Here is a 24,504-nt window from a genome sequence, read left to right as displayed (position 1 = left end):
CCGTGGCCGGCACGCCCCCTTCACCGGACGCCGCCCAGAGCGAGCGCCCGACGACCGTGCTGCGGCGCCTGGCGGCCGACTTCACGTCCCTGCTGCGCATCCGGCTGGAGATCTTCGGTCTCGAAGCGCAGGAGCAGGCGCAGCGCTGGGCAGCGCTGTTCCTGGCCGGATGGGCCGCTGTCCAGTTGATGTGTTTCGGGCTGCTGTTCCTCGCGCTGACCGCCGTGGTCGCGTGGTGGGACACGCACCGCGTGCTCGCCTTCGGCATCGCCGCGGCGGTCTTCGTCGGCGCTGCGGTCGCGCTCGGCGTGTGGGCCGTGCAGGCTTGGCGGAACGCGCCTGCGCCCTTTGCGGTGACGCGAGGCGAACTCCAGACCGACGCGCAGTGGCTCGACGATCGCGGGGCCGGGGCGTGAACCCGCCCCCGCCCTCGCGGCGCGAAAGGCTGCGCCGGCTGCAAGCGCAATCCTCGTTGCTGCGGCTGCGTCTGGCCACCGAGGTGCTCGTCCTGGCCCACTCCCGGCCCGCACAGCGCACGGCGGCGCTGTGGCGCGGGCTGCGGCGCGTCGGGCCCTGGGCCCGGCTGGCGTGGCGCTGGGGGCGCTCACCCTCGGCCCAGGCCCTCGCCGCCGCCATCCTGACGGCCTGGCCCTGGTGGCGCGCCCGCCGCCGCTGAGCTGCAACTTTTTACCCTGCCGGGTGGACGGTTTTACCCGCCCACCGCGCGCTGCGCCGGCCGGGCCCCTTCGGCTGGTCTTGCCCCATCGGCCGCACCCGGGCCCGAGGCCCGCCCTTTCGTTGCCAATCCGTTGCCGGCCCGCCCTTCCGCGCCGCGACGTCCCCCGCGCTCGCGGGGTTCTGCGTCGATGCCGCCGTTCTTGCCGTCTTTCTGGACCTGAACTTGCTTTGCCTGCCGTCCGCGACGGCCGCGGCGGGAGAGCGCCGCGGCAAACCCATGTATGAAGGGGGAGCGACATGGAACCGGAAACCTGGGAAGTTCTCGTCGTCCTGGCGATGCTGGTGTCCCTCACGGTCATCGGTGCGGTCCAATGGACGCGCCACCGCGCCCTGTCCTGGGGCTCGTTCGGCGTGTGCCTGATCGTGCCGGAGGCGGTCAGCGGGAACCCGGACGAAACCCTCCTCTATGCGCTGATGGGCGCCACGGCCACCCTGATGCTGGCCCAGTGGGGATGGGACTGGCACACGAGGCGCGCGCCGGCACGGGCCCAGCGTGCCGAGCCGTGCCAGCTCGTGCTGCTGCCTGTCGAGCCGGCGCCCGCCGACCCGCGCTCCGAGCTCTTGCGATGGTCCTGGCTGGCCCGCGTGCGGCAGCGCCACCTGATGCACCTCCCCTGGAAGAGGGGGTAATTCCTTCACGGCCCGCTTCTTTCCCCGCGCGGCGCGCAGGGAGGCGGCCTTTCCCACTGTTAGAGTGCGGGCATTCCCGCCCTCGCCGGATTCCGGCTCATGACCTTCCACCGCTCCGACCGCAGCCCCCTCTTCACGCGCCCCTGGCGGCCCGCGGTGCTCGCCGTCTCCGAGAACCCGCAGGTGCTCGCTCGACTGGCGCGCGTGTGCCTGCCGATGGAGCCGTACACCCGCTGGATGGTCGAGTCCGACGCCGGCTGCGCCCTCGAGCGGCTCGCCGCAGCGGCGTGCGACCTGATGCTGGTGGATGTCGAAGCCCTGCCCCCGCAGGTGGACGGCTTCGTGCTCGCCGCGCGCCGGGCGCGCGCGCAGGCCGCCGTCCTCCTGGTGGGAGAGGCCCAGTGCGCTCCGCACGAGGACGTGCGCCTCGTCGCGTGGAGCGAGCTGCCGCAATGGGCGGCGATCGAGCTCGCCCGCCTGCGCTGCCGTGCGGAACTCCAGCGCCTGCCCGGTGCCGATCTCGACGAAACCACGCTGCCCGACGCGCTGCCTTCGCTCAGCTGACCTCGGGCCCCCGCCCGGTCGCACCGGCGCGCCGTTTGTGACGTTCGTCACGCCTGGCAACGTTTGACCCCCCGCCCTCGTCTATAACGGCTCGATTCGCATCGCCCGTCGCCGCAGGCCCCCCGCTTGCCACTGCGTGGGCGCGCCGCGCCTGTGTCCGCTCGTCCGCGCGCGGCCCAACACTTTCGAGCCGATGACCTCCACTGCCTCGTCCCACGACGCCCATCACCCCCGCGGCTTCGAGCCGACCCAGATCCAGGTCCAGACCGTGCCGAGCCATGATGCCCTTCCCCCCGGCACGCGCCTGGGCGAGTACGAGATCGAGCGTGTGCTCGGCGAGGGCGGGTTCGGGATCGTGTACCTCGCCACCGACCACGGGCTGGAGCGGCACGTCGCGATCAAAGAGTACCTGCCCGCGGCGCTGGCCTCCCGCGGCAAGGGCACGATGGTGACGCTGCGCTCAGAAGCGCATGCCGAGACCTTCGCGCTCGGGCTGCGGTCCTTCGTCAACGAAGCGCGGTTGCTGGCGCGTTTCGACCACCCCAGCCTCGTTCGTGTCTACCGCTTCTGGGAGGCCAATCACACCGCCTACATGGTGATGCCCTACTACGAGGGCCGCACCCTGGCCGCCACGCGCGAAAGCATGGCCGCGCCGCCCGACGAAGCCTGGCTGCGCCGCCTGCTGAACGACCTGTGCGGAGCGCTGGCCGAGTTGCACGCGAGCTCGTGCTACCACCGCGACATCGCCCCCGACAACATCCTGATGCTCGGCGACGGGCGCGCCGTGCTGCTCGATTTCGGCGCGGCCCGGCGCGTGATCGGCGATCGCACGCAGACGCTGACGGCGATCCTGAAACCCGCCTACGCCCCGATCGAGCAGTACGCCGAGGTCGGGCACCTCCAGCAGGGGCCCTGGACCGACATCTACGCGCTCGCCGCCGTCGTCTACTACTGCATCACCGGCCGCTCGCCCACGCCTTCGACGGTGCGCGCGGTCGACGATCAGCTGCGCCCCTTGTCCGAGGTGGTGGCCCAGCTGCGTGAGCGGCATCCGCAGCTCCACTACAGCGAGGGGTTCCTGCGCGCGATCGAATGGGCGCTTGCCGTCAGACCGTACGAGCGCCCGCAGACGGTCGCCGACTTCCTGCGCGCCCTCGACGCCGAGTGTCCGACCCCTCGCACCTGGCGCCCCGCGCCGGCCGCCGCCGAGGACCGCTCAGCATCGTCGCCCGACCGCGGCGTCTCGCCCGAGCGGCCCGTGCCGCCGGCATTGCGTGCCGTGGGCGGTGCCGACGAGGCCCGCACGCAGGCCCGTCCCGAGCCGCCGCTCGACACCTCGCGCGGGGACGGCTCGCTTCCGCCCGGCCACGCCGCCGCCGCCGCGGCGTCGGCACCGGTGTGGCACTTCGGCCCCCCCGGCGCCGCGGCCCAGGAGCCCGCAGAAGACAACGCGGCCGTGATGGCCGCGATCCAGGCTGCGTTGCGCGACATTCCCGCCGATACGACGGCGGTGCGCCGCGACGAAGCCGAGGCCGCGAGGGCGGAGCCGCCCGCCAGACGCCGACGCGCAGGGGCGTGGCGCTGGGCGGTGGCCGCCTCCATCGTGCTCCTGGCCGGCGCCGCGGTGTGGGTCTGGCGCGACCACTTCCAGACCGAACAAGTCTTGCGAGCCTTGGCTCGCCCCGGGGCCCCTGGCACCGGCGCCCCGGGCGCAGGGGGAGCCGACCCGCGCGCGCCGCAGACCACCGCCGCCCTCCCGCGCGCGGGCGTGGGGCCTGTCCCGCCGGTGCCGCCCGCTGGCTCGTCTGCGGCCGCCGTCCCGGCCGCACCGCCTGCCGCCGTCGCACCCGCTGGAGGGGCCGCCCCCGGCGCAGGCCCCCAGGCCGCCGGGGCGGCTGCCCCGGTGCCCCCGCCACCCGGCCCCCAGGCGCCCGTGGCCCAGGCGCCCTTGCCGCAGTCGCCCTTGCCGCAAGCGCCCGTCCCGCAGTCGGTCCCGCAGGCCCACCAGGGGCCGGGCGTGCAAGCGCCAGGCCCTGCCCCTGCTGCCGCCCCGGCGCCCCATGGCGTGGCCACGCCCGCGCGGGAGGCGCCTGCACCGCAGCTCCAGCAGGGCCCCGCGGCGCAGGCCACGGGCCCTGCCCCTGCCGCCCAGGCGCCCCCCGCGGGGGCCGCGCCTCAGTCTCCCCAAGGGCCGACGCCGCAGGCGCAGTCCGCGCAGGCCGGGCCGTCCCCGCCGCCTGTGGCCACATCGCGCGAAGAGCCTCGCCTGCCCACCAGCCCGAGGGAAGCATGTGGGGGCCGCACGCAGTTCGCGCTGTACTACTGCATGCAACGGCAATGCGAACGCGGGGTGTTCTACAACCACCCGCAGTGCCAGCGCTTGCGCGCGACGGACGAAGTGGGCTGACCGACTCCTCCCGACCGGCCCCGGGAACCGTGCTTGCTGCGCGGCAGTGAGACCTACTGACGGAACGACGGTCATGAGCGCCACCCTCACTGCGACGGTCCTCGACGAACTCAAGCGCCGCCTCGCCGAGCGGGAGCGCATGCTGCGTCGGGAGATCGAGGAGGCCCGGGCCGCGCGCGAAGAGGGTCGCACCGCCAACATTGGCGTCGTGGCCGACCGGGGCGACGAGGCCAACCAGCATCTCCAGGCCGGCATCGCGCACCTGGAACGCGAGCGCGACCTGCAAGAGCTCGCCGACATCGACGAGGCCCGACGTCGCATGGCCGAGGGCACGTACGGCGAGTGCATCGACTGCGGGCGCGACATCGCGCTCGAGCGGTTGCGCGTCCAGCCCTCGTCGTTGCGCTGCATCGCCTGCCAGGAAGCCCGGGAGAAGCGCGGGCCGCAACCTCTGCGCGACCCGCTCGACCGGTAAGCCCCTGCGCCCGGGACGCCCAGACCCTTTCGCTGCATTACCTCACGGTAGGACTTCGCACGCCCGCGCCGGCCTCGCGCCGCGAGTGCGCCGCGCTGGCTACGATCCCCGCGAGCCGTGCGGTTGCGGCGAAGGAGCGAACGATGTGGGGCGACACCCAGGGCTGGCTCGTGGCCCTCAACTATCCGGCGGGCGACACGCCGCCGAAATGGATCGAGATCCTCACGCCTGAGAAAGACGAGGCGATCCGCCAGGCACGGGCCTGGGCGGCCGAGCACCTGCCCGAGTGCATCGTGCAGGGGCTGGTGCCCGTGCTGGACCTGTGAAACGCACCGGGTAAACCCGAAGCCGAGGGCAGATTGTAAGAATTTGTCTTACAGCCCCCCTCGGAAGACGGCGACGCGGCTAACAGAACCGGCCCGATATGGCCGGCCGGCGGCCTTGAACAGAATTGTTTCCACGCTGCTTGCGAAAGTAGTCCGGCAAACGACCCCAGTTCAGAACCGCCGAGGAGTTCCAGATGACCGTCCAGACCGATCAACTGCTCGCCGAGATCCGCGAAGCCAACCTGTCCTACCTGATGCTCGCGCAGAACCTCATCCGTGCCGATCGGGCCCAGGCGCTGTACCGTCTCGGCGTCTCGGAGGACACCGCCGACCTCATCGCGGCGCTCAGCCCGGCGCAGATGCTGAAGATCGCCTCCGGCAACACGCTGCTGTGCCGCTTCCGCTTCGACGACGACATCGTGTGGGGGCTGCTCACCAACCATGGCAAGACCGCAGCGAACGACGCGACCTCTCGCCTGCACGCAAGCATCCTGCTGGCCAGCCGTCACCAGGAAGCCGCCTGAAGCCTTTCTTCTATTGCCGGACCCGCCGGAGGCTGCCATGCGCACCAAGAGCATCCTGACCGAAGCCCGCCAGATCGAGACCGCCGTCACGCTGATCCAACTCGGCGCACGCCTGCAGGTGCTGGAGTCGGAGACCGATCTCTCCTACGAGCGCCTCCTGCGTCTGTACAAGGAAGTCTCCGGCAAGTCGCCCTCCAAAGGTCAGCTGCCGTTCTCGACCGACTGGTTCATGACCTGGCAGCCCAACATCCATGCCAGCCTCTTCCTGAACATCCACGAGTACCTCAACAAGGCCGCGGAGCTGGAAGACATCGACATCGTCATCAAGGCCTACCGCCTGTACCTGGAGCAGATCCAGGCGCAGGGCCTGGAGCCGCTGCTGTCGATCACGCGCGCCTGGCGTCTGGTGAAGTTCATCGACAACGGGATGTTGACGATGACGCGCTGCTCCAAGTGCGGGGGCCATTTCGTCACCCATCCGCACGAGATCGCCAAGCATTTCGTCTGCGGACTGTGCAACCCGCCCGCACGCGCCGGCAAGGGCAAGAACGCCGGCGGTCTGCACATCCACTGACCCTCGTTTCAGGTCATTGGTCGTCTCCTCCTGAGCACATCCAGATGTGCTTTCCCCACGGGCCCTCGGGCCCGTTTTTTTTCGTCGGCCGTTCGCCGGCCTGCGTTCTCAGCGGTCGAGCCGCCGCGCCCCGAGCAGGAGACCCGCCGCCAGCGCTCCATAGACCAGCGCCAAGCTGCGGGCCGAGAGGCGCCGTTCGAAGCCGGGCGTGAGCCGTCGCGGCACGATGGCAAGGTCCACCACGGCGGCCACCGCCGTCGCGGCCACGGCATCGGCAGCGGTGGCTCCCAGGCCGCGGCGGGCGTGGCGGCCTCTCAGTCCTTCGAAGAGCAGCGCCCAGAAGACACCGGAAGCCGCATGCAGCAGCACCCCCGGCAGGGTGTGGCGCAGCGTCGGGCGGTCCACCTCGAACGCCTCGTCACCGTAAGCGATGTGGCTCACGGCATTGAGCGGGGCTGTCGCGCTGCCTGCATCGTGCCGGCCGCGCCACATGAGGGCGAGCGCGGAACTCAAAGCAGCGGCTCCTCCGGAGCGCAAGGCCCGTCGGGCGAGAGAAGCGTCGCGGAGCGAACCGACGGCAACCGAAGCAGGCACGAACGGCATGGTGGACTCCCGTGAACACGGCCTGGGGGAGCAACGCGCATACCCGGGGCGGCGAGCGCCGCCGCGAGGCACGAACGTTGCCCGACTCCTGCAACGACTGCGAAGGACCTCGACCATGACCGGAATACTGCAAGACCGCACCGTGCAGCGGTGCATCGAGGACTGTCTGCACTGCTACCGGACCTGCTGGTCCATGGCCTTCAGCGACAACCTGCAACGCGGCGGCGCGCACGCGGAGCCCGGCCACCTGAGCCTGATGCTCAACTGCGCCCAACTGTGCGAGACGACGGCGCGCTTCATGTTGAGTGCCTCCACGCTGCACACCGAACTGTGCGCGCTGTGCGCCAAGGTGTGCGGGGCGTGCGCGCAGAGTTGCGCCCAACTGGAAGGCATGGAGGCGTGCGAGGCGGCGTGCCGCGCCTGCGCACAGAGCTGTCGCGAGGTGGCCGGGTTCGAACTGCCGGGGACGTTTACGATCGACCAGCTGCCCACCACCGGCGTCCAGGGTGGGCCACCCCGCCAGGGCATCATGGGTTGAGGGCCCCCGCGTCGCGTGCCCGGGCGACGGGCCTCTCTCGCCTCAGGCGGCCTTGCGCCGCGGGGGTGTGGGCTTGCGCACCTCACGCCGCTCCAAGGTGTAGGACCACCCTGGCAAGCGGCTGGAGATCAGTTTGATCTGAGCCGGGCGGGCCTCGACCACCACGGTGCCCGTGCCGGTGGCGATGACCTTCGCGCCCGCGTCACGGGATGTCTGGGCCGCCTCCTCGGGTCGGACGGCCCCTTCTCCACCGCAATACAGCACGAACCGGCTCATGCAGCGGATTATCTCGCCAAGCCCTTGCCCTGCATAGCCGCAGGCATCCCCAGGTCTTCGGCACACCGGGCCGCGAGCGTGAGGATGGCTTCCGAGCGCCGGGCATCGCGCGGGGCGTGCAGCACCTGCGAGGACAGCGCCAGCACCCTCGCCAGCACGCCCGCGGCCACCGGGCAGGCCATCGAGGTGCCGTCCATCACGCCGTAGCGATCGCCGGGGATGGTGGAAATGATCCCGACGCCCGGCGCACAGAGCCGCACTTGCGGCCCCCGGTTGGAAAAGCGCGCGAAGAAGCTCTGGTGCTTGCCGTAGGGCGGCCCTTGGTGGCGCGCGGTGGCCGCATGCGAAGGCCATGCGTGCCGCACGCCGACGGCGGCCACCGCGACCGCGAGGGGATCGCTCGCCGGAAAGCTCACGGGGCCGCCGTCGTTGCCTGCGGCGACGAGGCACACCGCCCCACTCAGACGGGCGAACTGGATGGCCTCCGAGATCGCCGGGTCGCTGTCGCCCCCGCCGAGGCTGAGGTTGAGGATGTCGCAGCCATCGAGCACGGCCTGACGGATCGCTTCGCGGATGGCAGCGTTCGAGGCGCCGGCCTGGCCATGCTCGAAAACCCGATAGGCGTGCAAGCGCACCTGCGCGGCCTCGCCCCAGAAGGCCCCCGCCCCGGTCCCGCCGTCCGCGGCCGGTCGGCCCGCGATCAGTCCGGCCACATGGGTGCCGTGCCCGTCCTCGTCTTCCCAGCGGTCCACGGGTTCGACCAGCGTCGTGTTGCGCCCGAGTGCCACCGGCAGTGCGCTGTGAGGCCCGACCCCCGTGTCGATCACGGCCACCCGCACACCCTGGCCGTGCGATGGCCCCGAGTCCGGGTACAACCGTCTGCGGCTGTCGGCGAAGCGCACGTCGAGCGCGGGCAGCGCGAGGTCCAGGCGAGGCCCGCCGAGCCGCAGCGCCTTCCATTCGCGAGGCCAGGCGCCATGCAAGGGATACGCGGCCACGAGCGGCAAGGCCGCCAGATCCTGAGGCAAGCGCACCTTCAGTTCCCCGCGGGAGTTGGTCACCCCCTCGACGCCGACCCCTGCCTCGGTGTCGGTCAGCACCACCAGCACGCAGTCGGGCAAAGGCGCGGCCGCGGCTCCCTCTCCGGTCGTCACCCGCAGCGTCACCGTCGCAAGGGGTGCGGGCTGGCGCGCGGAGATGCGATGACGCACGCGCAGCCGCGGCGCGCGCGCCGGCATGTAGCGTCGCTCGGGCACGATGCGCAGCCCTGGCGCCTGGGCCTGCAAGAGCGCCACCTCGTCCGCGGTGAGTTCCACCACCTTGGTTCCGTCGCTCGCTGCCGAGGCGACGACCCTCACCGGCACGCCCGAAAGCGTCTCCACGGGCCCCACGGCCGGCACCAGTTGCCGCAGGAGTTTCGTGGACTGGGGCAAGGCGTAGGCCCCCGCGGCGAAGCCCACGGGCGGCAGGACGAGAAAGCGATGGCGCTGCAAGGCGGTTCCCCCCGATGTCGTCATGGAACGGGGGATTGTCGCTTCGGCAGGCATCCCGATTGCGATGCAGCGACGATTCCGGAATGCCGACGCGAGGAGCCTTTTCGATGTCCCCCGTCCCCGTCTCGAAGCTCATGACCCGAGAGGTGCATACGGTCTTGCCCGCCGACAGTCTTCAGGAGGCCGCCGCGGCGATGGAGCGGCACGACGTGGGTGCCTTGCCGGTGTGCGAGGTCGGCCGCCGCCTCGTCGGGATCATCACCGACCGGGACATCACCGTGAGGGCTGCGGCCTGTGGCCTGGAAGCGGCGACGACGACGGTCGCGCAGGTGATGACGGAACAGGTGCGTTGGTGCCTGCAGGACGAGCCCGTGGAGGATGTGGCCCAGCGCATGAGCCAGGTGCGCATCCGCCGCCTGCCGGTGCTCGACCGCCGCGAGCGCCTGGTGGGCATCGTCACGCTGGCCGACCTGGCGCGTCAGCCGGATTGCGACATCGCCCCCGTGCTCGCGGAGATCTCCAGCCCTTGCGAGCCCGACCGGCCCGCACCGCAGAGCACACATTGACACCAAGCGCCCGGTTGACGGCCCCCTGCAATCGCACGAGGATCGAAGCGACGGCCGGAGAGCCGGGGCCCGCGGGCAGCCAAGCCCGCACACGGCGGAACACGAAGCAAGCCGCGAACGCAGCGAAAGGCACCGATGTTCGATCCCCCCTGCGCGCCACATCCGGCGTCACCCCTGGCGTCATCCCCGGCGGCGTCGCCCGAGCCGCATGGCAGGGCCGTGCGCGCCACGACGCCCGACGCCGGCGCCTCGGCTTTGCGACTCGTCACCGGCCGGGTGCCTTCGCAAGCGGCGCGGCGAGCCTCGTTGCTGGCGGGCCTGCTCGCGCGGCCCGCGCGCATCGCACCGAAGTTCTTCTACGACGCTCAAGGGTGCGCGCTGTACGGAGCGATCTGCGAACTGCAGGAGTACTACCCCACGCGCACCGAGCGCGCGCTCCTCGAGCGCCATCGGGCCGCCATCGCCCGGCATCTTCCTCGCGCAGCGCAGTGGGTGGACCTCGGCTGCGGTGACGGCAGCAAGTCCCTGCCGTGGCTGGCCGCGATCCAGGCACGCCGCTACGTGGGGGTCGATGTCTCGCCCACCTGGCTCGTGCGGGCGGCTCAGGCGGTCGAGGCCGCGCGTTCCGGCATCGAGTGCGTGGGCGTGGTGACCGACTTCGAGGAGCCGCTCGACTTGCATCCCGTGCTGAGCGAGCGGCCCCACGCCCCGCCCGTGCTGTTCTATCCCGGCTCGTCCATCGGCAACTTCGAGCCGCAAGCCGCCGCCGAGCTGCTCGCCAGCTTCGCCCGACACACCGGCGGCGAGGGGGCACTGCTCATCGGCGCGGACCTGGTCAAGGACCGCGCGCTGCTCGAGGCGGCCTACGACGACGCGCTGGGTGTCACCGCCGCGTTCAACCGCAATGTGCTGCGCGTGGTGAACCGCGAACTCGATGCGGATTTCGAGCCGCGCGCCTTCGACCATGTCGCACGCTACGACGCCGTTCACCAGCGCATCGAGATGCGGCTCGTCAGCCGCCGGCCGCAGGCGGTGCGGTTGGGCGAGGAGATCCGCCACTTCGAGGCGGGCGAGAGCATCCTCACCGAGTATTCGCACAAGTACACGGCAGAGGGTTTCGAAGCGATGCTGCGCGCGGCGGGCTACGGGCAGGTGCGGCATTGGACGGACCCCCACGGCTGGTTCGCCGTCTTCCTGGCCCGCGCGTCATGAGCGTCGCCCCCGCCTGCTCGAACAGCGGCCCCGCGGCGGTGCAGACTGCCGCTGCCCGCTACGCGCGCATCCGCCAGCACACCGAGGCCCTGATCGAAGGCCTGAGCGCGGAGGACTGCCAGGTGCAGTCCATGCCCGACGCGAGCCCGGTGAAGTGGCACCTGGCTCACACCACCTGGTTCTTCGAGACCTTCATCCTCGAGGCGGCACTGAGGGACTACCGGCCCCACGATCCTGCGTACCGGGTGCTGTTCAATTCCTACTACGTGGGTGTCGGGGAGCGTCACCCGCGGCCGCAGCGCGGGGTGTTGTCGAGGCCGTCCTTGCAGGAGGTCCTCGCCTATCGCCAGGCCGTGGACCGACGCATGGGTGAGCTGCTACTCGGCCCCTCGCCGCAGCCGTGGCTCGACCTGGTGGAACTCGGCTTGCAGCACGAGCAGCAGCACCAGGAGTTGATCCTCACCGACCTCAAGCATCACTTCGCCTGCAATCCGCTCCAGCCCGCCTGGCGCCCGCCGCCGGCAGCCCGGCCTCTTGCTTGCCGCCAAGCCCCGGGGCGCGTGCGCATCGAAGCGGGGCTGCACGAGATCGGTCATGCAGGCCCGGGCTTCGCCTTCGACAACGAACAGCCCCGCCATCGCGTCTGGTTGGACGCCTACGAACTGGACACCCGGCTCGTGACGCAGGGCGAGTACCAGCGCTTCATCGACGATGACGGCTACGAACGGCCGCAACTGTGGCTGTCGGAGGGGTGGGACGTCTGCCGGCGCGACGGCTGGCGTGCGCCGCTTTACTGGCAGGACGACGGCACCCACTACACGCTGCACGGCCGCAGGCCGAGGTTCGAAGACGAGCCCGTGTGCCACGTGAGCTACTACGAAGCCGATGCCTATGCGCGTTGGGTCGGAGCGCGCCTGCCCACAGAGGCCGAGTGGGAGGTGGCCGCTCGGGGCCAAGCCGCTGAGCCGGGTGCGCTGCTCGGCGATGCCGCGGCCTGCCACCCGCGCCCAGCGACGGGCAGCGGGCTCGCGCAGCTCTACGGAGACTGTTGGGAGTGGACCGCCAGCGCCTACCTGCCCTACCCCGGCTTTCGTCCGGCGTCTGGCGCGGTGGGCGAATACAACGGGAAGTTCATGATCAACCAGATGGTCCTGCGCGGCGGCTCCTGTGCCACGCCGTCGGACCACATCCGGCCCAGCTACCGCAACTTCTTTCCTGCCCACGCGCGGTGGCAGTTCAGCGGCATCCGGCTCGCGTGGTCCGCCTGACCGGACACCGCCTTCGCCTCACCCGTTGACCACGTCCCCGCCGTTCGGGTGCAGGACCTGGCCGCTGATGTAGCTCGAGTCCTTGCTCGCCAGGAACACGTAGCTCGGCGAGATCTCGTCGGGCTGACCGGGGCGCCCCATCGGCACGTTGCTGCCGAATGTCTCGACGTGTTGCGCGTCGAAAGTGGACGGAATGAGCGGCGTCCACACCGGCCCGGGTGCCACCGCGTTGACGCGGATGCCTCGCTTGACGAGCTGCTTCGACAGCGAGCGCGTGAAGGCGACGATGGCTCCTTTCGTGGCCGAGTAATCGAGGAGCTGCGGATTGCCCCGGTAGGCGGTCACCGACGTCGTGTTGATGATGGTGCTGCCCGGCTTCATGTGCGGCACCACCATGCGCGTGAGGTTGAACATCGAGAAGAAGTTGGTCCGGAAGGTCTGTTCCAGCTGCGCCGAGGTGACGTCCTCGATCTTCTCCTTCGGATGCTGCTCGGCCGCGTTGTTGACGAGGATGTCGATGCGGCCGAACCGCTCCAGCGTGGAGTTGACGAGGATCTGAAGAAAGCCCTCGTCGGCGATGTCGCCGGCCAGAGCCAGACACTGCACCCCCTGCTCCTCGACCTTGCGCAGCGTGTGCCGGGCGTCCTCGTACTCGTTCAGGTAGCTGATGACGACGTTCGCGCCTTCTTTCGCGAAGCAGATGGCCACCGAGCGGCCGATGCCGCTGTCACCCCCGGTGATGATGGCCACCTGGCCCTTGAGTTTGCCGGAGCCGACATAGTCCTCGGCATCCGCCTTGGGCGCCGGCCGCATCTCGCCCTCGCGGCCGGGCTGCACGTCCTGTTGCTGCGGCGGCAGCGTCTTCGATGAGTCTTGCGACATCGCAGTCTCCTTACAACGAGCTGGAACGTCGCAAGCCGCTGCAAGCGCCGTGCCCCGCCACCGGGCGCAAGCCGCGCCGGAGCGGGAAAGGCCGGCGGCCTTGGATCTTTGCCCCCGGGGCTTGCGCCCGACCCCCCACGGGGGTGTCGGCCCGGCTTCGGGCGGCCGAGCGCCGGGCCTTATGTCTTTGCCCCCGGGGCTTGCGCCCCACCCCCCACGGGGGTGTCGGCCCGGCTCCGGGCGGCCGAGCGCCGGGCTTTGTATCTTTGCCCCCGGGGCTTGCGCCCCACCCCCCACGGGGGTGCGGCCCGGCTCCGGGCGGCCGAGCGCCGGGCCTTAGGCCGCCGAGAGACCGAGCTTGGCGAACAGCTGCTGGTCCCGCTCCCAGTCGGGGTTGCCCGTCGTCAGGAGCTTGTCGCCATAGAAGATGGAGTTGGCCCCGGCCAGGAAGCACAACGCCTGCACGGCCTCGCTCATCTGCTGCCGACCGGCCGACAGACGCACGCGGGCCTTGGGCATGGTGATGCGGGCGACGGCGATGGTGCGCACGAATTCGAGCGGATCGAGCGGCTCCAGCCCATGCAGCGGCGTGCCTTCCACCTGCACCAGGTGATTGATCGGCACCGATTCGGGGTACGGGTCCATGTTGGCGAGCTGGGCGATCAAGCCCGCACGCTCGCGCCGCGACTCGCCCATCCCCACGATGCCGCCGCTGCACACGTGCATGCCGGCCGCGCGCACGTGCTCCAGGGTGTCGAGGCGGTCCTGATAGTCGCGCGTGGTGATGATGCGGCCGTACGCCTCGGGCGCGGTGTCGAGGTTGTGGTTGTAGTAATCGAGCCCCGCGTCTTTCAACCTGCGGGCCTGTTCCTCGGTCAGCATGCCGAGCGTGCAGCAGGCTTCGAGGCCGAGGTCCTTCACGCTGCGCACGAGCTCGGCCACCTTCTCGATGTCGCGGTCCTTGGGCGCGCGCCATGCCGCGCCCATGCAGAAGCGCGTCGCCCCCTGCTCCTTGGCGGCCTGCGCGGCCGCCTTCACTGCCTCCACATCGAGCAGCTTGCCCGCTTCCACCCCGGTGTCGTAGTGGACCGATTGCGGGCAGTAGGCGCAGTCCTCCGGGCAGCCGCCGGTCTTGATCGACAGCAGCGTCGACAGCTGCACCTGATTGGCCGGGAAGTGCTCGCGATGCACCTCTTGCGCACGAAACAGCAGGTCGTTGAACGGCAGCTCGAACAGCGCCTCCACCGCGTCGATCGGCCAGCGGGCCGCGGAAGGCGCGGCCCCGGCCGCATCGCGGCGAACGACGTGGACGGGTTGAACGACAGTGGCCTGGGTCATGGGCAAGTGCGTGTACGAATGGTGTGGACGCGGCAGTGTATCGTCATCGCTCGACGCTCCTCGGGCTTGTACCCAGGGGCTCTGTCCAGGAGTCCCCCCTGGCCGCACAAGGCCCTGCGAGCGTCGGACGCGCCCTCGCGGGCGGGGCGCGCCTCGGCAGCCATACGCCCTGGTTGATGGCCGCCTGCAATCGCGCCACGGTCTCGCCCACCCGCTCGGCCTGCACCAGCCCTCTCAACACGGCCACACCGGCCGCGCCGCAGCGCATCGCTTGCCGGCTGCGTTCCTCGTCCATCCCGGCGATCGCGACGACGGACTCTTCGAGCACGTGGCACCAGTACGCCAGGTTGTCCTCACCCTGCGGCCTCCACGGCATCTTCTTGGTGACCGTGGCGTGGATGGGCCCGCAGGCGATGTAGCTCGGGCCCTCGGCGCGGGCGCGGCACACCTCCCAGTAGCTGTGCGTGCTGATGCCGAGCCGCAGGCCCGCTCTGCGCAAGCGCTCCAAGTCCTGCGGGGCCACAGCGCTCAGGTCTTCCTGCCCGAGGTGCACGCCCCAGGCCCTTTCCTCCAGCGCCATGCGCCAGTGATCGTTGATGAAGATCTGCGCATCCGCCGCCCGCGCGGCCGCCACCGCGCGGCGCACTTCCGCACGAAGGCCCTCGCCGCCCGGCGCCTTGATCCGCAGTTGCACTGCACGAGCGCCGGCCCGGATGACGCTCTCGACCTGCTCGGCACGCTCGACGATGGCGTAGAGCCCCATGCAGACGGGCTGCAGAGGCGCAAAGCCTGCGGGCGCCCAGGTCGGGCGATCGGGATGCAGCGTGGGCAGCCCGCCCCGCACCAGCGCGAAGTCGGCCCCCGGTCGCACGGGACCGGCCCCGCGCCCCGCGGCGTACCCACGACGCAGTGCCTGGGTGGTGGCGAGCTTTGCGAGCACCAGCGCATCCGCCTCGCAATGGCCGAGGGCAAGCGCCGCGGCCGCCGACGACGCGAACACGCAGCCGGTGCCGTGATGGTGAGGCGTGTCCACCCGCGGCAGGGTCAGCCAGCCCTGCGCCTGAGGGGTGTCGATCCAGTCGGCCGCCAGTCCATCGCCGCCCGGCTCGCGTGCGTCGCCGCCCGTGATCGCCACGGCGCGGGCTCCGGCGGCACGCAGCTCACGCGCGGCCTCAGGCACCTCGTGCGCTTCCAGGCGCTCCATCCCGAGCAGCCAGGCCGCCTCGGCGCGGTTGGGCGTGACGATCGTGGCGCGCGGCAGCAATTCGTCGAGGCAGGCCTCGCGCAACGCCGAAGCCGCCAAGGCCGCGCCCGTGGTCGCCCGCCAGACCGGGTCGATCACCAGGGCGAGCGGCCTTTCCCGCCGCAGCCGGTCCACCCAGCGCGCCACGCAGTGCACGTTGTCCACGCTGCCCAACATGCCGAGCTTGATCGCCACGGGCGGCAAGTCCTCGGCCAGCGCCGCGAGTTGCGCCTCGAGCAAGTCGGGGGCCACGGGCTCGCTGCGACACACCCGGAGGGAATGCTGCGCGGTGATCGCCGCCACCGCCGTGCAGCCGTGAACCCCGAACGCCTCGAAAGCCTTGAGGTCTGCCTGCAGTCCGGCCCCGCCGCCGCTGTCCGAGCCCGCGATGCTCCAGACGACCGGCGGCGGCATCGACGATGCGGGGGCGCTCATGGAAGCTCGAGCGGACGGTCCCACACCGGTGTGGAAGGCACCGCCATGGGCTGCGGGGCGAGCAGGCCCGACCGCCACCCCAGCCGCCCCGCCTCGATGGCATGGCGGAACGCCGCGGCCATGCCCACCGGGTCGGCCGCCTGGGCGACCGCCGAGTTGAGCAGCACGGCGTCGTAGCCCAGCTCCATGGCTTGCGCCGCGTGCGAAGGCCGGCCGATGCCCGCGTCCACGATGAGCGTCGCGTCTGGCAGGCGCTCGCGCAGCGTCCGCAAGGCCCAGGGGTTGAGCAGCCCTTGGCCGGAGCCGATCGGCGCGCCCCACGGCATCAGGACGCGGCAGCCCGCATCGAGCAGGCGTTGGCAGGTGACGAGGTCGTCGGTGCAGTAAGGAAAGACCTCGAAGCCCTCGCGCACCAGCTCGCACGCGGCCTCGACCAGCTCCCAGGGGTCGGGCTGCAGCGTGTGCTCGTCGCCCACCACCTCGAGCTTGATCCAGTGGGTGCCATAGAGCTCACGCGCCATGTGAGCGAGCGTGACCGCCTCGCGCGCGGTGCGGCAGCCGGCCGTGTTGGGCAGGAGCCGCGCCCCGCTGTCGCGCACGATCTGCACGAAGCTGCCGGCGCCGCTTGCCAACTGCCCCGCATCGGACAGCTGGCGCTTGAGGCCCAGCGTCACCACCTCGGTCCCCGCCGCCGCGATCGCCTCGCGCAGCACCTGCGGCGACGGGTAGCCCGCCGAGCCGAGCAGGAAGCGGCTCGCCAAGGGCACATCGGCCAGCAGGAACACGTCGTCTTGCCTCTCCATTTCAACCTCCCACGATGGGCTCGAAGCAGGCCACCTCGTCGCCTGCTTGCAGCGTGACGGCGCTGCGCGACTCTCGCGCCACGAAGCGGCCGTTGATCGAGGTCGCCACCGAGGCCGGCGTGCGTCCCAGGCGCTCCACGAGTTGCGCGAGCGTCGTGCCGGGCGGCACGTGCCGCGGCGCGCCATTGACGGTGACGGCGATCGCCCCATGCGCGTGCGCGTCCACGTAGGCTTGCGTGGGCAGGGTGCCAAGCGGTGTCATGCCACCTCCTTGTCGGGAACATCGGAGCTCGACTGCTCTGCACACGACAGCAGTTCGCAGCACTGCAACGCCTCCTCGACCAGGGCGGGCGCCAGCAGCCAACCATGACGGAACAGCCCATTGATGCGCACCAGCCCGGACTCCACGTGCAGCGCAGGCAGGTTGTCGGGCAGCGCGGGGCGCAGGTTGGTCTCGCTGTGCACGATGCGGGCCTCGGCCAGCGCCGGCACCGCGCTGTACGCCGCGCTCAGCAAACCGAGCGCGCTGCGCACCGACACGGGCGAGAGGTCCTCCGACTCGATCTCGGTGGCCCCCACGACCACGCCGTCACCGGGGCGCGGCACGAGGTACACCCGCCAGCGCGGGTGCAGCAGGCGCAGCGGCCGGCGCAGCGCCACCCCCGGCGCATGCAGCCAGAAGACCTCGCCACGCACTCCCCTCACGGGGCATTGCGGCCGCGCACCCAGCCCGCGCACGTCGAAGACGAGGTCGTGACGCCGGCACTCGCCCGCGGCGTCGAGCCACAACGCGCCCGGGTCCACCCGCCGCACCGGCGAGGCCCAGTGCCAGCGCACCCCTTGCGCGCAGCCCCCGCGGTACAGCGCCTCCAAGGCCTCGACGGGATGGATCTGCCCTTCACCCGGCAGCAGCCACGCATGGGCGGGCCCGTGCACCGCGGGTTCCAGCCGCGCAAGGGCCTCGCGGTCGAGGGGCTGTGCCGGCCTGTGCGTGCCGGGCAGGCGCGCGGCCATCACGCTCAGCAAGCGCCGGGCGCTGCCCAGGTCCTCGCGATGGGCGAGCAACAGACTTCCCTCTCGGCGGAAGTCGACCGCACGAGCCCCGCCGCCCGGCGGTGCGCCGTGGCAGCCGCCCTGCTCGCCGGCGTGGGGCCCCAGTCCCACGGGCAACACGTGCGGCAGGCGCGGCACCAGCGCCTGCCACCGCTCCATCGAGCGCAGGCCCCAGCGCGCGAGGCGCTCGTCCCCGGTCTCGATCTCGGCGAAGGGGCTCAGCATCCCGGCCGCGGACCAAGCCGCCGCCCGCGGGCTGGCGCCGCACGGGGGCCGCGGCCCGGGGGCTGGATCGTGCACGTGCACCTCGTGCCCCAGCGCGGAAAGCTCGAACGCGAGCAGGCGCCCCAAGAGGCCCGCTCCTGCAATGCCGATGCGCATGGCCGCCCTCAAGAAGCGGGCCGGACGGGCACGTACAGCTCGCCCCCCGCCTCGCGAAACTCCGCCGACTTGGCCTGCAGGCCTTCGGCGAGCGCCGCCTCCTCGCTCACGCCCTGGCGCGCGGCGAACTCGCGCACCTCCTGCGTGATCTTCATCGAGCAGAACTTCGGCCCGCACATCGAGCAGAAGTGCGCCACCTTGCTCGACTCCTTGGGCAGCGTCTCGTCGTGGAAGTCGCGCGCCGTCTCCGGGTCGAGCGAGAGATTGAACTGATCGTGCCAGCGGAACTCGAAACGCGCCTTCGACAGCGCGTCGTCGCGCGCGCGCGCGCCGGGGTGGCCCTTGGCGACGTCGGCCGCATGCGCGGCGATCTTGTAGGCGATGATGCCCTGCTTGACGTCCTCGCGGTCGGGCAGGCCCAGGTGCTCCTTGGGCGTCACGTAGCACAGCATCGAGGTGCCGAACCAGCCGATCATCGCCGCGCCGATCGCGCTCGCGATGTGGTCGTACCCTGGGGCGATGTCGATCGTGAGCGGCCCGAGCGTGTAGAACGGCGCCTCGTGGCAGTGCTCGAGCTGCTCGTCCATGTTGGCCTGGATCATGTGCATCGGCACATGGCCGGGGCCCTCGATCATCACCTGCACATCGTGCTTCCAGGCGATCTGCGTCAGCTCGCCCAGCGTGCGCAACTCGGCGAACTGCGCCTCGTCGTTGGCGTCGGCGAGCGAACCCGGGCGCAGCCCATCGCCCAGCGAGAAGCTCACGTCGTACGCCTTCATGATCTCGCAGATCTCCTCGAAGTGCGTGTAGAGGAAGTTCTCCTGGTGGTGGGCGATGCACCACTTGGCGAGGATCGAGCCCCCGCGCGAGACGATGCCGGTGCGGCGCTTGGCGGTCATCGGGATGAACGGCAGCCGCACGCCGGCGTGGATGGTGAAGTAGTCGACCCCCTGCTCGGCCTGCTCGATCAGCGTGTCGCGGAAGATCTCCCAGGTGAGGTCTTCGGCCACGCCGCCCACCTTTTCCAGCGCCTGGTAGATGGGCACCGTGCCGATGGGCACCGGTGAGTTGCGGATGATCCAATCGCGCGTGGTGTGGATGTTCTTGCCCGTGGAGAGGTCCATCACCGTGTCGGCGCCCCAGCGGATCGCCCACACCAGCTTCTCCACCTCCTCCTCGATGCTGGAAGTCACCGCCGAGTTGCCGATGTTGGCGTTGATCTTCACGAGGAAGTTGCGGCCGATGGCCATCGGCTCGATCTCGGGGTGGTTGATGTTGGCCGGGATGATGGCGCGGCCGCGCGCCACCTCCTCGCGCACGAATTCCGGAGTGATCACCTCAGGAAAGCACGCGCCCATCGGGTGGCCGCGCAGGCGGCCTTCGCGTTCGGCATCGGCCAGGTACTCGGCCATCCATTCGCGCCGGCCGTTCTCGCGCAGCGCGACGAACTCCATCTCGGGCGTGACGATGCCGCGCCGCGCATAGTGCATCTGCGTCACGTTGTGCCCGGCCTTGGCTCGGCGCGGGCGGCGTTGCAGGCCGGCCGCCTCCTGGCGCAAGCGATCCAGCCGCTCGGCCTCGCGCGTCTCGTGCTTGGCGCCGTCGTCCAGCGGCCTGGGCGCGCGCCCGTCGTAGGGCTCGGTGTCGCCGCGAGCCCCGATCCAGTCCGCGCGCAGGGCCGGCAGTCCGCGCCGCACGTCCACGGCCACCGTGGGGTCGGTGTACGGCCCGGAGGTGTCGTACAGCGTCACCCTCTCGCCGTTGGTCAGGCGCACCTCGCGCATCGGCACCCGCACCTCGCGGTGCAGTTGGCCGGGAACGTGGACCTTGCGCGAGGCAGGAAACGGCTCGCGCGTCAACGCGAGCCATTGCGAGAGCTTGTCGGGGGCGTTCATCGGGGCTCCTTCCGGTGGATGTGGTGCGACCCCGGAAGTGCCCCTGGCGGTGTGCGGGCCGCCGTTCAGACGGACGGGCCGCAAGGGACATTCGTTGCTCTTCTTACGCCGGTACTAGCCGGATCAAGTTCACGGGTTCGGCAGGTCGCCGTCTCAGCACGAGGTGCACCCCGGAGCGCGAAGCGCAGTGTAGGAGGCGGCCCGCCCGCCCGTCAACACGCGCGCCAGCGCACGCCGGCCCAGGGGCTGCCCTCCCCGGCACCCGCTGCGCGAGCCGGTGGGAATGGATACCACTTCCCCGTAGGCGCGAGGCTATATTTGCCGCCTCTCGCCATGGTCTCCTTGCATCGCATTTCGTTCCGCCAGCTGCTGCTGGTGGCTTTCCTGCTCATCGCCGCGCTGCTGGCCGCGGTGTCGCTGCGCGGCCTCGTCACGCTCGAACGGCTGATGGCCCAGGCCCGGCAGTCGTCCGAGACGTCGATGCGCCTGGCCGCCGAGGCTCAGACCCTGATGGACCACAGCGTGACGATGGAGCGCGCCGCCCGCCAATACGTGGTGCTGGAAGACCGCGCGCTCTGGCAGCGCTACGAAGACGCGGCCCGCGAGGCCGAGCAGGTGCTGGCGCGGCTCGCGCCCGATTTGCCGCCCGAGCAGGTGCAGAACTGGCGGCAGCGCGTGGAGCAGATCGGCAGGCAGATGCAGGGGCCCCGCGCGACGGCGCGCGTGCGGGAACAGGCCCTCATCGCCGCCTTTCGCGAGCTAGCCGACCACAACGCCACCATCGCGCTGCAGATCCGCCGCTCCACCGAGGAGCGAACGCGCCGCCTTCAGGACGAACTCGAGGCCAGCCGACTGGCCTTCGGCCGGCAGGTCCTCATCGCCATTGCTGCGGCCGTCGTGCTGGCGTTGGCCTTCGGCTTGTGGCTGGCTCGACCCTTCAAGCGGCTGGAGCGCGCGATCGTCGGCCTGGGCGAGAACCGGCTGGACCAGCCGATCGACATCCGCGGGCCGACGGACGTACGGCAGCTGGGACGCCGCCTCGAGTGGCTGCGCCTGCGCCTGGCCGAGCTCGACGCCGACAAGGCGCGCTTCCTTCGGCACGTGTCGCATGAGCTCAAGACGCCCCTGGCCGCCATGCGCGAAGGCGTGGCGCTGCTGGAAGACGAGGTGGCCGGGCCGCTCACCGCCAATCAGAAGGAGGTGGTGCGGATCCTGCGGGAGAACACCGCACGTCTGCAGGGGCAGATCGAAGACCTCCTGCGCTTCAACGCCGCGGCGTTCGAGGCGCGCCGCTTGCAGCGCCGGCGCGTGGACCTGACGGCGCTCATCCAGCGTCTGCTCGACGAGCAGAAGCTGCAATGGCAAGCCAAGCAGCTGCAAGTGCGTGTCGAAGGCGACCCGGCCTGGGCCGACGTGGACCCGGACAAGCTCGGCATTGCGCTGGGCAACCTGCTGTCCAACGCGATCCGCTTCAGCCCTGCCGGCGGCACCGTCGAATGGCGGCTGAGTCATCTGGGCGACCGGCTCATCATCGACATCACCGACGAGGGCCCCGGCGTGGCACCCGCCGACCGCGAGCGTGTGTTCGAGCCGTTCTATCGCGGCGAGCGCCAGCCCGAAGGTGCGGCCCGCGGCACCGGCGTCGGCTTGTCCATCGTGCAGGAGTACGTGGCGGCCCACGGTGGGCGCGTGCAACTGCTGCCCGAGGGCCCGGGTGCCCACTTCCGTATCGAGTTGCCCCATGCCTGATTGCCTGCACTCCCCCGCCCTGACCGTGCCGCTGCGTGCGGTCGTGTGGCTCCTCGCGCTGGCCGCAGCGGCCTGCGCCCCGCTGCCCGAGGTGACCGAGGTGCGCCAGGTGAAGGTGCCGGTGCGCGTGCCCGTCGAGATGCAGGTCCAGGTGTTCGAGCCGACCGACGCGGCCGCGCGCCATGTGCTGGCGTACTTCGAGCGCGTGCGCGTGATGCCGCCTGCGGAGTTGCAGAAGGAGTTGGCCCGCCTCGCGGAGACGCCCACCACCCCGGCTGCGGTGATGGAGCAGGCCATCGTGCTCGGTTTCACGCGCGGGCCGAACGACATCCAGCGTGCCCTGGTGCTCCTGGACGCACTGCTCAAGTCCACTGCGCCGGACGTCACCCCCTGGCACCCGCTGGCCCGGTTGTTGCAAGCGCGCTATCAGGAGCAGCGGCGGGTCGAGGACCTGCTGGATCGCCAGAACCAGCGCCTGCTCGAAGCCCAACGCCGGCTGGACCAGCTCAACGAGAAACTGGAGGCCTTGAAGGCGATCGAGCGCAGTCTCGCGCCGCGCAGTCCGGCACCGCCCCCGGGCCCCGCCGCGCCGGGCGGACCGGCGCCGACCCCGCGACCCAACGGAGACGCATCACGATGAGTGCCCACGTCCTGGTCGTCGACGACGATCCCGACATGCTGCGCCTGCTGTCGATGCGGCTGCAGGCCGCGGGATACCGGGTGACGGCGGTCGAATCCGCCGAGGCCGCACTGGCGCAGCTCGCCGTCGAGCGGCCCAACCTCGTGCTGAGCGACGTGCAGTTGCCGGGCAAGGACGGCATGGCCCTGTTCGACGAGATCCGCGCCCACCATCCGGCGCTGCCCGTGATCCTGCTGACGGCCCACGGCACCATCCCCGACGCGGTCGAGGCCACGTCGCGGGGCGTCTTCACCTACCTCACCAAGCCGTTCGACGGCAAGCTCCTGCTCGACAAGATCGCCCAAGCTCTGTCGCTCACCGCGCCGGCCGCCCGCCCGGCCTCCGGAGACGGCAGCTGGCGCGCGGACATCGTGAGCCGCTCGGCGCGCATGGAGGAACTCCTCGCCGAGGCCCGGCTCATCGCCCAGTCGGATGCGAGCGTGCTCATCCATGGCGAGAGCGGCACCGGCAAGGAACTGCTGGCCCAGGCCATCCACAAGGCCAGCCCCCGCGCACAACGGCCCTTCGTCGCGGTCAATTGCGGCGCCATTCCCGAGGCGTTGCTCGAGTCGGAGCTCTTCGGACACGTGAAAGGGGCGTTCACCGGCGCGGTCGCCAACCACCGGGGTCTTTTCCAGGCGGCCGACGGCGGCACTTTGTTTCTGGATGAAATCGGCGACATGCCGCTCGCCTTGCAGGTCAAGCTGCTCAGGGTCTTGCAGGAGCGCTGCGTGCGCCCGGTCGGCGCCAGCCACTCGGTGCCGGTGGATGTGCGCATCATCTCCGCCACCCATCGCAACCTGGAGGCCGCCATGGCCGAGGGGCAGTTCCGTGAGGACCTGTACTACCGGCTCAACGTGGTGTCCCTGACGCTGCCCACGCTGGCCGAGCGCCGCGAGGACATCCCGCTGCTGGCCAACCACTTCCTGTCCCGGCTGGCGGTCAAGTACGGCAAGCAGGTCAACGGCTTCGCCCCCGAGGCCCTCAAGGCGCTCGCCACCGCCCCCTGGCCCGGCAACGTGCGCCAGCTCTACAACGTGGTCGAGCAGGTGTGCGCCCTGGCCACCACGCCCCTCATCCCGCTCGCGCTGGTGCAGCGGGCCCTGCGCGTCCCCTCGGTCGAGGTGCTGAGCTACGCCGAGGCCAAGCAGCGCTTCGAGCGCGAGTATCTCGTCGGGCTGCTCAAGCTGACCGACGGCAGCGTGGCCGATGCTGCGCGCCTGGCACAACGCAACCGCACCGAGTTCTATCGCCTGCTGCAAAAGCACGGCCTCACCCCGGGGCTGTTCCGCACCGAGGGCAGCAGCCCCACCGAGTAACAGAATCCTTGTCGCCGTTTGGCGACAATAGAAATTCGTTGCCTGACAAGGAGTTGCGAGACTTCGCGTGAAGAATGTCGCTGCTTGGCGACGCTTGCCTCCTGGCCCACCGGCACCATCTTCAAGTTATTTCTAAGACTTCCTGCCTAACTCCCTGTCTCGCATAGGAAAACGGAGTCTGGCACACCCCTTGCGAGCGAGAGGCGAACCCGCCGTGAGCGAGCGGGACCATGACAGGGAGTACAGCCGAATGCCAGAGGCACACCGACCGCCGGCTCGCCGGGCCCTCTCCTCGGGAGAGGCCTTGCAGGCGCCCGGCGGCTCGTTTCGTGCGCTGCGGGGCATGCACGGCAGGGTTTGTCGAGTCCGCGGCCGGATGGGCCTGGACCGCGGGGCACCGCGGCCGGCACCTCTCCCCACCATCCGCGCCCGCGGCTCGGCCCCTGGGGCCGCCTTCTCTTCCTGTCACCGGTGTCCGCCCGCCCTGCCGCTGCGGCACGCAGCGGCAGCACGCCCTTCGGTCTACAGGAACA

General features: G+C 71.0%; 26 protein-coding genes and 1 riboswitch. Of the genes, 16 read left to right on the top strand and 10 right to left on the bottom strand.

Annotated features, from left to right (window positions below; genetic code table 11):
• The first annotated feature begins 2 nt into the window (after positions 1-2).
• From OMP39_RS07430 to flhC, 9 genes are all read left to right on the top strand, one after another.
• Complete coding sequence (locus OMP39_RS07430; RefSeq protein WP_264894362.1) at positions 3-416, top strand: phage holin family protein; 414 nt, start codon at positions 3-5, stop codon at positions 414-416.
• Complete coding sequence (locus OMP39_RS07425; protein ID WP_264894361.1) at positions 413-676, top strand: hypothetical protein; 264 nt, start codon at positions 413-415, stop codon at positions 674-676. The genes OMP39_RS07430 and OMP39_RS07425 overlap by 4 nt, the downstream gene beginning before the upstream one ends.
• A 299-nt stretch (positions 677-975) precedes the next feature.
• Positions 976-1,368 (top strand): hypothetical protein, encoded by a 393-nt coding sequence (locus OMP39_RS07420; RefSeq protein WP_264894359.1) that lies wholly within the window; start codon positions 976-978, stop codon positions 1,366-1,368.
• 99 nt (positions 1,369-1,467) lie between these two features.
• Entirely contained in the window at positions 1,468-1,932 is a 465-nt protein-coding gene (locus OMP39_RS07415; protein WP_264894357.1) for a hypothetical protein, read from the top strand.
• A gap of 193 nt (positions 1,933-2,125) precedes the next feature.
• Positions 2,126-4,339: a serine/threonine protein kinase gene (locus OMP39_RS07410; RefSeq protein WP_264894355.1), complete on the top strand. Its 2,214-nt coding sequence runs from the start codon at positions 2,126-2,128 to the stop codon at positions 4,337-4,339.
• Between the two features lie 73 nt (positions 4,340-4,412).
• Entirely contained in the window at positions 4,413-4,814 is a 402-nt protein-coding gene (locus OMP39_RS07405; protein WP_264894354.1) for a TraR/DksA family transcriptional regulator, read from the top strand.
• 143 nt (positions 4,815-4,957) lie between these two features.
• Entirely contained in the window at positions 4,958-5,140 is a 183-nt protein-coding gene (locus tag OMP39_RS07400; protein ID WP_264894352.1) for a hypothetical protein, read from the top strand.
• A 194-nt stretch (positions 5,141-5,334) separates the two neighbouring features.
• Positions 5,335-5,664, top strand: a complete 330-nt coding sequence (flhD, locus tag OMP39_RS07395) for a flagellar transcriptional regulator FlhD (protein WP_264894350.1) — start codon at positions 5,335-5,337, stop codon at positions 5,662-5,664.
• 37 nt (positions 5,665-5,701) lie between these two features.
• Positions 5,702-6,238, top strand: a complete 537-nt coding sequence (gene flhC, locus OMP39_RS07390) for a flagellar transcriptional regulator FlhC (RefSeq protein ID WP_264894348.1) — start codon at positions 5,702-5,704, stop codon at positions 6,236-6,238.
• A 108-nt stretch (positions 6,239-6,346) separates the two neighbouring features.
• Here flhC and OMP39_RS07385 read toward each other — a convergent pair whose 3' ends face one another.
• On the bottom strand, positions 6,347-6,751 hold the full coding sequence (locus OMP39_RS07385) for a hypothetical protein (protein ID WP_264894346.1): 405 nt from the start codon (positions 6,749-6,751) through the stop codon (positions 6,347-6,349).
• Between the two features lie 205 nt (positions 6,752-6,956).
• On the opposite strand from OMP39_RS07385, the gene OMP39_RS07380 reads away from it, so the two are divergent.
• Entirely contained in the window at positions 6,957-7,379 is a 423-nt protein-coding gene (locus OMP39_RS07380) for a four-helix bundle copper-binding protein (protein ID WP_264894344.1), read from the top strand.
• 42 nt (positions 7,380-7,421) lie between these two features.
• Here the strand turns inward: OMP39_RS07380 and OMP39_RS07375 are convergent, their stop codons facing one another.
• A complete protein-coding gene (locus OMP39_RS07375; protein WP_264894342.1) occupies positions 7,422-7,655 on the bottom strand; it encodes a hypothetical protein in 234 nt (77 codons plus the stop codon).
• A gap of 8 nt (positions 7,656-7,663) precedes the next feature.
• A complete protein-coding gene (locus OMP39_RS07370) occupies positions 7,664-9,172 on the bottom strand; it encodes a S8 family peptidase (protein WP_264894340.1) in 1,509 nt (502 codons plus the stop codon).
• Positions 9,173-9,255: 83 nt separating this feature from the next.
• Between OMP39_RS07370 and OMP39_RS07365 the strand changes: the two genes are divergently transcribed.
• The 3 genes from OMP39_RS07365 to egtB all read left to right on the top strand — a co-directional run bounded on the left by OMP39_RS07365 (position 9,256) and on the right by egtB (position 12,194).
• A complete protein-coding gene (locus OMP39_RS07365; protein ID WP_264894338.1) occupies positions 9,256-9,714 on the top strand; it encodes a CBS domain-containing protein in 459 nt (152 codons plus the stop codon).
• 219 nt (positions 9,715-9,933) lie between these two features.
• Positions 9,934-10,926, top strand: a complete 993-nt coding sequence (gene egtD / locus OMP39_RS07360) for an L-histidine N(alpha)-methyltransferase (protein WP_264894336.1) — start codon at positions 9,934-9,936, stop codon at positions 10,924-10,926.
• Complete coding sequence (gene egtB, locus OMP39_RS07355; protein ID WP_264894334.1) at positions 10,923-12,194, top strand: ergothioneine biosynthesis protein EgtB; 1,272 nt, start codon at positions 10,923-10,925, stop codon at positions 12,192-12,194. Before egtD ends, egtB begins: the two co-directional genes overlap by 4 nt.
• A gap of 18 nt (positions 12,195-12,212) precedes the next feature.
• On the opposite strand, the gene OMP39_RS07350 is transcribed toward egtB, so the two are convergent.
• The 7 genes from OMP39_RS07350 to thiC form a co-directional block, all read right to left on the bottom strand.
• On the bottom strand, positions 12,213-13,076 hold the full coding sequence (locus OMP39_RS07350) for an SDR family oxidoreductase (protein WP_264894332.1): 864 nt from the start codon (positions 13,074-13,076) through the stop codon (positions 12,213-12,215).
• Positions 13,077-13,412: 336 nt separating this feature from the next.
• On the bottom strand, positions 13,413-14,414 hold the full coding sequence (gene bioB, locus OMP39_RS07345; RefSeq protein ID WP_264894330.1) for a biotin synthase BioB: 1,002 nt from the start codon (positions 14,412-14,414) through the stop codon (positions 13,413-13,415).
• Between the two features lie 43 nt (positions 14,415-14,457).
• Positions 14,458-16,092 (bottom strand): bifunctional hydroxymethylpyrimidine kinase/phosphomethylpyrimidine kinase, encoded by a 1,635-nt coding sequence (thiD, locus tag OMP39_RS07340; protein WP_264894329.1) that lies wholly within the window; start codon positions 16,090-16,092, stop codon positions 14,458-14,460.
• A complete protein-coding gene (locus OMP39_RS07335; protein WP_264894328.1) occupies positions 16,089-16,895 on the bottom strand; it encodes a thiazole synthase in 807 nt (268 codons plus the stop codon). The genes thiD and OMP39_RS07335 overlap by 4 nt, the downstream gene beginning before the upstream one ends.
• Position 16,896: 1 nt before the next feature.
• The gene (gene thiS, locus OMP39_RS07330; protein ID WP_264894326.1) at positions 16,897-17,157 is read right to left on the bottom strand and encodes a sulfur carrier protein ThiS; all 261 of its coding nucleotides are present in this window, start codon (positions 17,155-17,157) and stop codon (positions 16,897-16,899) included.
• On the bottom strand, positions 17,154-18,329 hold the full coding sequence (locus OMP39_RS07325) for an FAD-dependent oxidoreductase (protein ID WP_264894325.1): 1,176 nt from the start codon (positions 18,327-18,329) through the stop codon (positions 17,154-17,156). Before OMP39_RS07325 ends, thiS begins: the two co-directional genes overlap by 4 nt.
• An 8-nt stretch (positions 18,330-18,337) precedes the next feature.
• The gene (thiC, locus tag OMP39_RS07320) at positions 18,338-20,224 is read right to left on the bottom strand and encodes a phosphomethylpyrimidine synthase ThiC (RefSeq protein ID WP_264894323.1); all 1,887 of its coding nucleotides are present in this window, start codon (positions 20,222-20,224) and stop codon (positions 18,338-18,340) included.
• Positions 20,225-20,307: 83 nt separating this feature from the next.
• Positions 20,308-20,407: riboswitch (TPP riboswitch) on the bottom strand.
• 150 nt (positions 20,408-20,557) lie between these two features.
• On the opposite strand from thiC, the gene OMP39_RS07315 reads away from it, so the two are divergent.
• From OMP39_RS07315 to OMP39_RS07305, 3 genes are read left to right on the top strand one after another with little or no spacing between them, the layout of a single operon-like run.
• Positions 20,558-21,973, top strand: a complete 1,416-nt coding sequence (locus OMP39_RS07315; protein WP_264894322.1) for a sensor histidine kinase — start codon at positions 20,558-20,560, stop codon at positions 21,971-21,973.
• Positions 21,966-22,613 carry a hypothetical protein gene (locus OMP39_RS07310; protein ID WP_264894321.1) on the top strand — a complete coding sequence of 216 codons (648 nt, stop codon included), beginning with the start codon at positions 21,966-21,968 and terminating at the stop codon, positions 22,611-22,613. Before OMP39_RS07315 ends, OMP39_RS07310 begins: the two co-directional genes overlap by 8 nt.
• Positions 22,610-23,971, top strand: coding sequence for a sigma 54-interacting transcriptional regulator (locus OMP39_RS07305; RefSeq protein ID WP_264894320.1), 1,362 nt, complete (start codon positions 22,610-22,612; stop codon positions 23,969-23,971). Before OMP39_RS07310 ends, OMP39_RS07305 begins: the two co-directional genes overlap by 4 nt.
• The last annotated feature ends 533 nt before the right edge of the window (positions 23,972-24,504 follow it).

It is taken from the genome of Schlegelella aquatica, assembly GCF_026013905.1.
Classification (GTDB): domain Bacteria; phylum Pseudomonadota; class Gammaproteobacteria; order Burkholderiales; family Burkholderiaceae_C; genus Caldimonas; species Caldimonas aquatica.
This window is presented reverse-complemented; position numbering and strand designations above follow the sequence as displayed.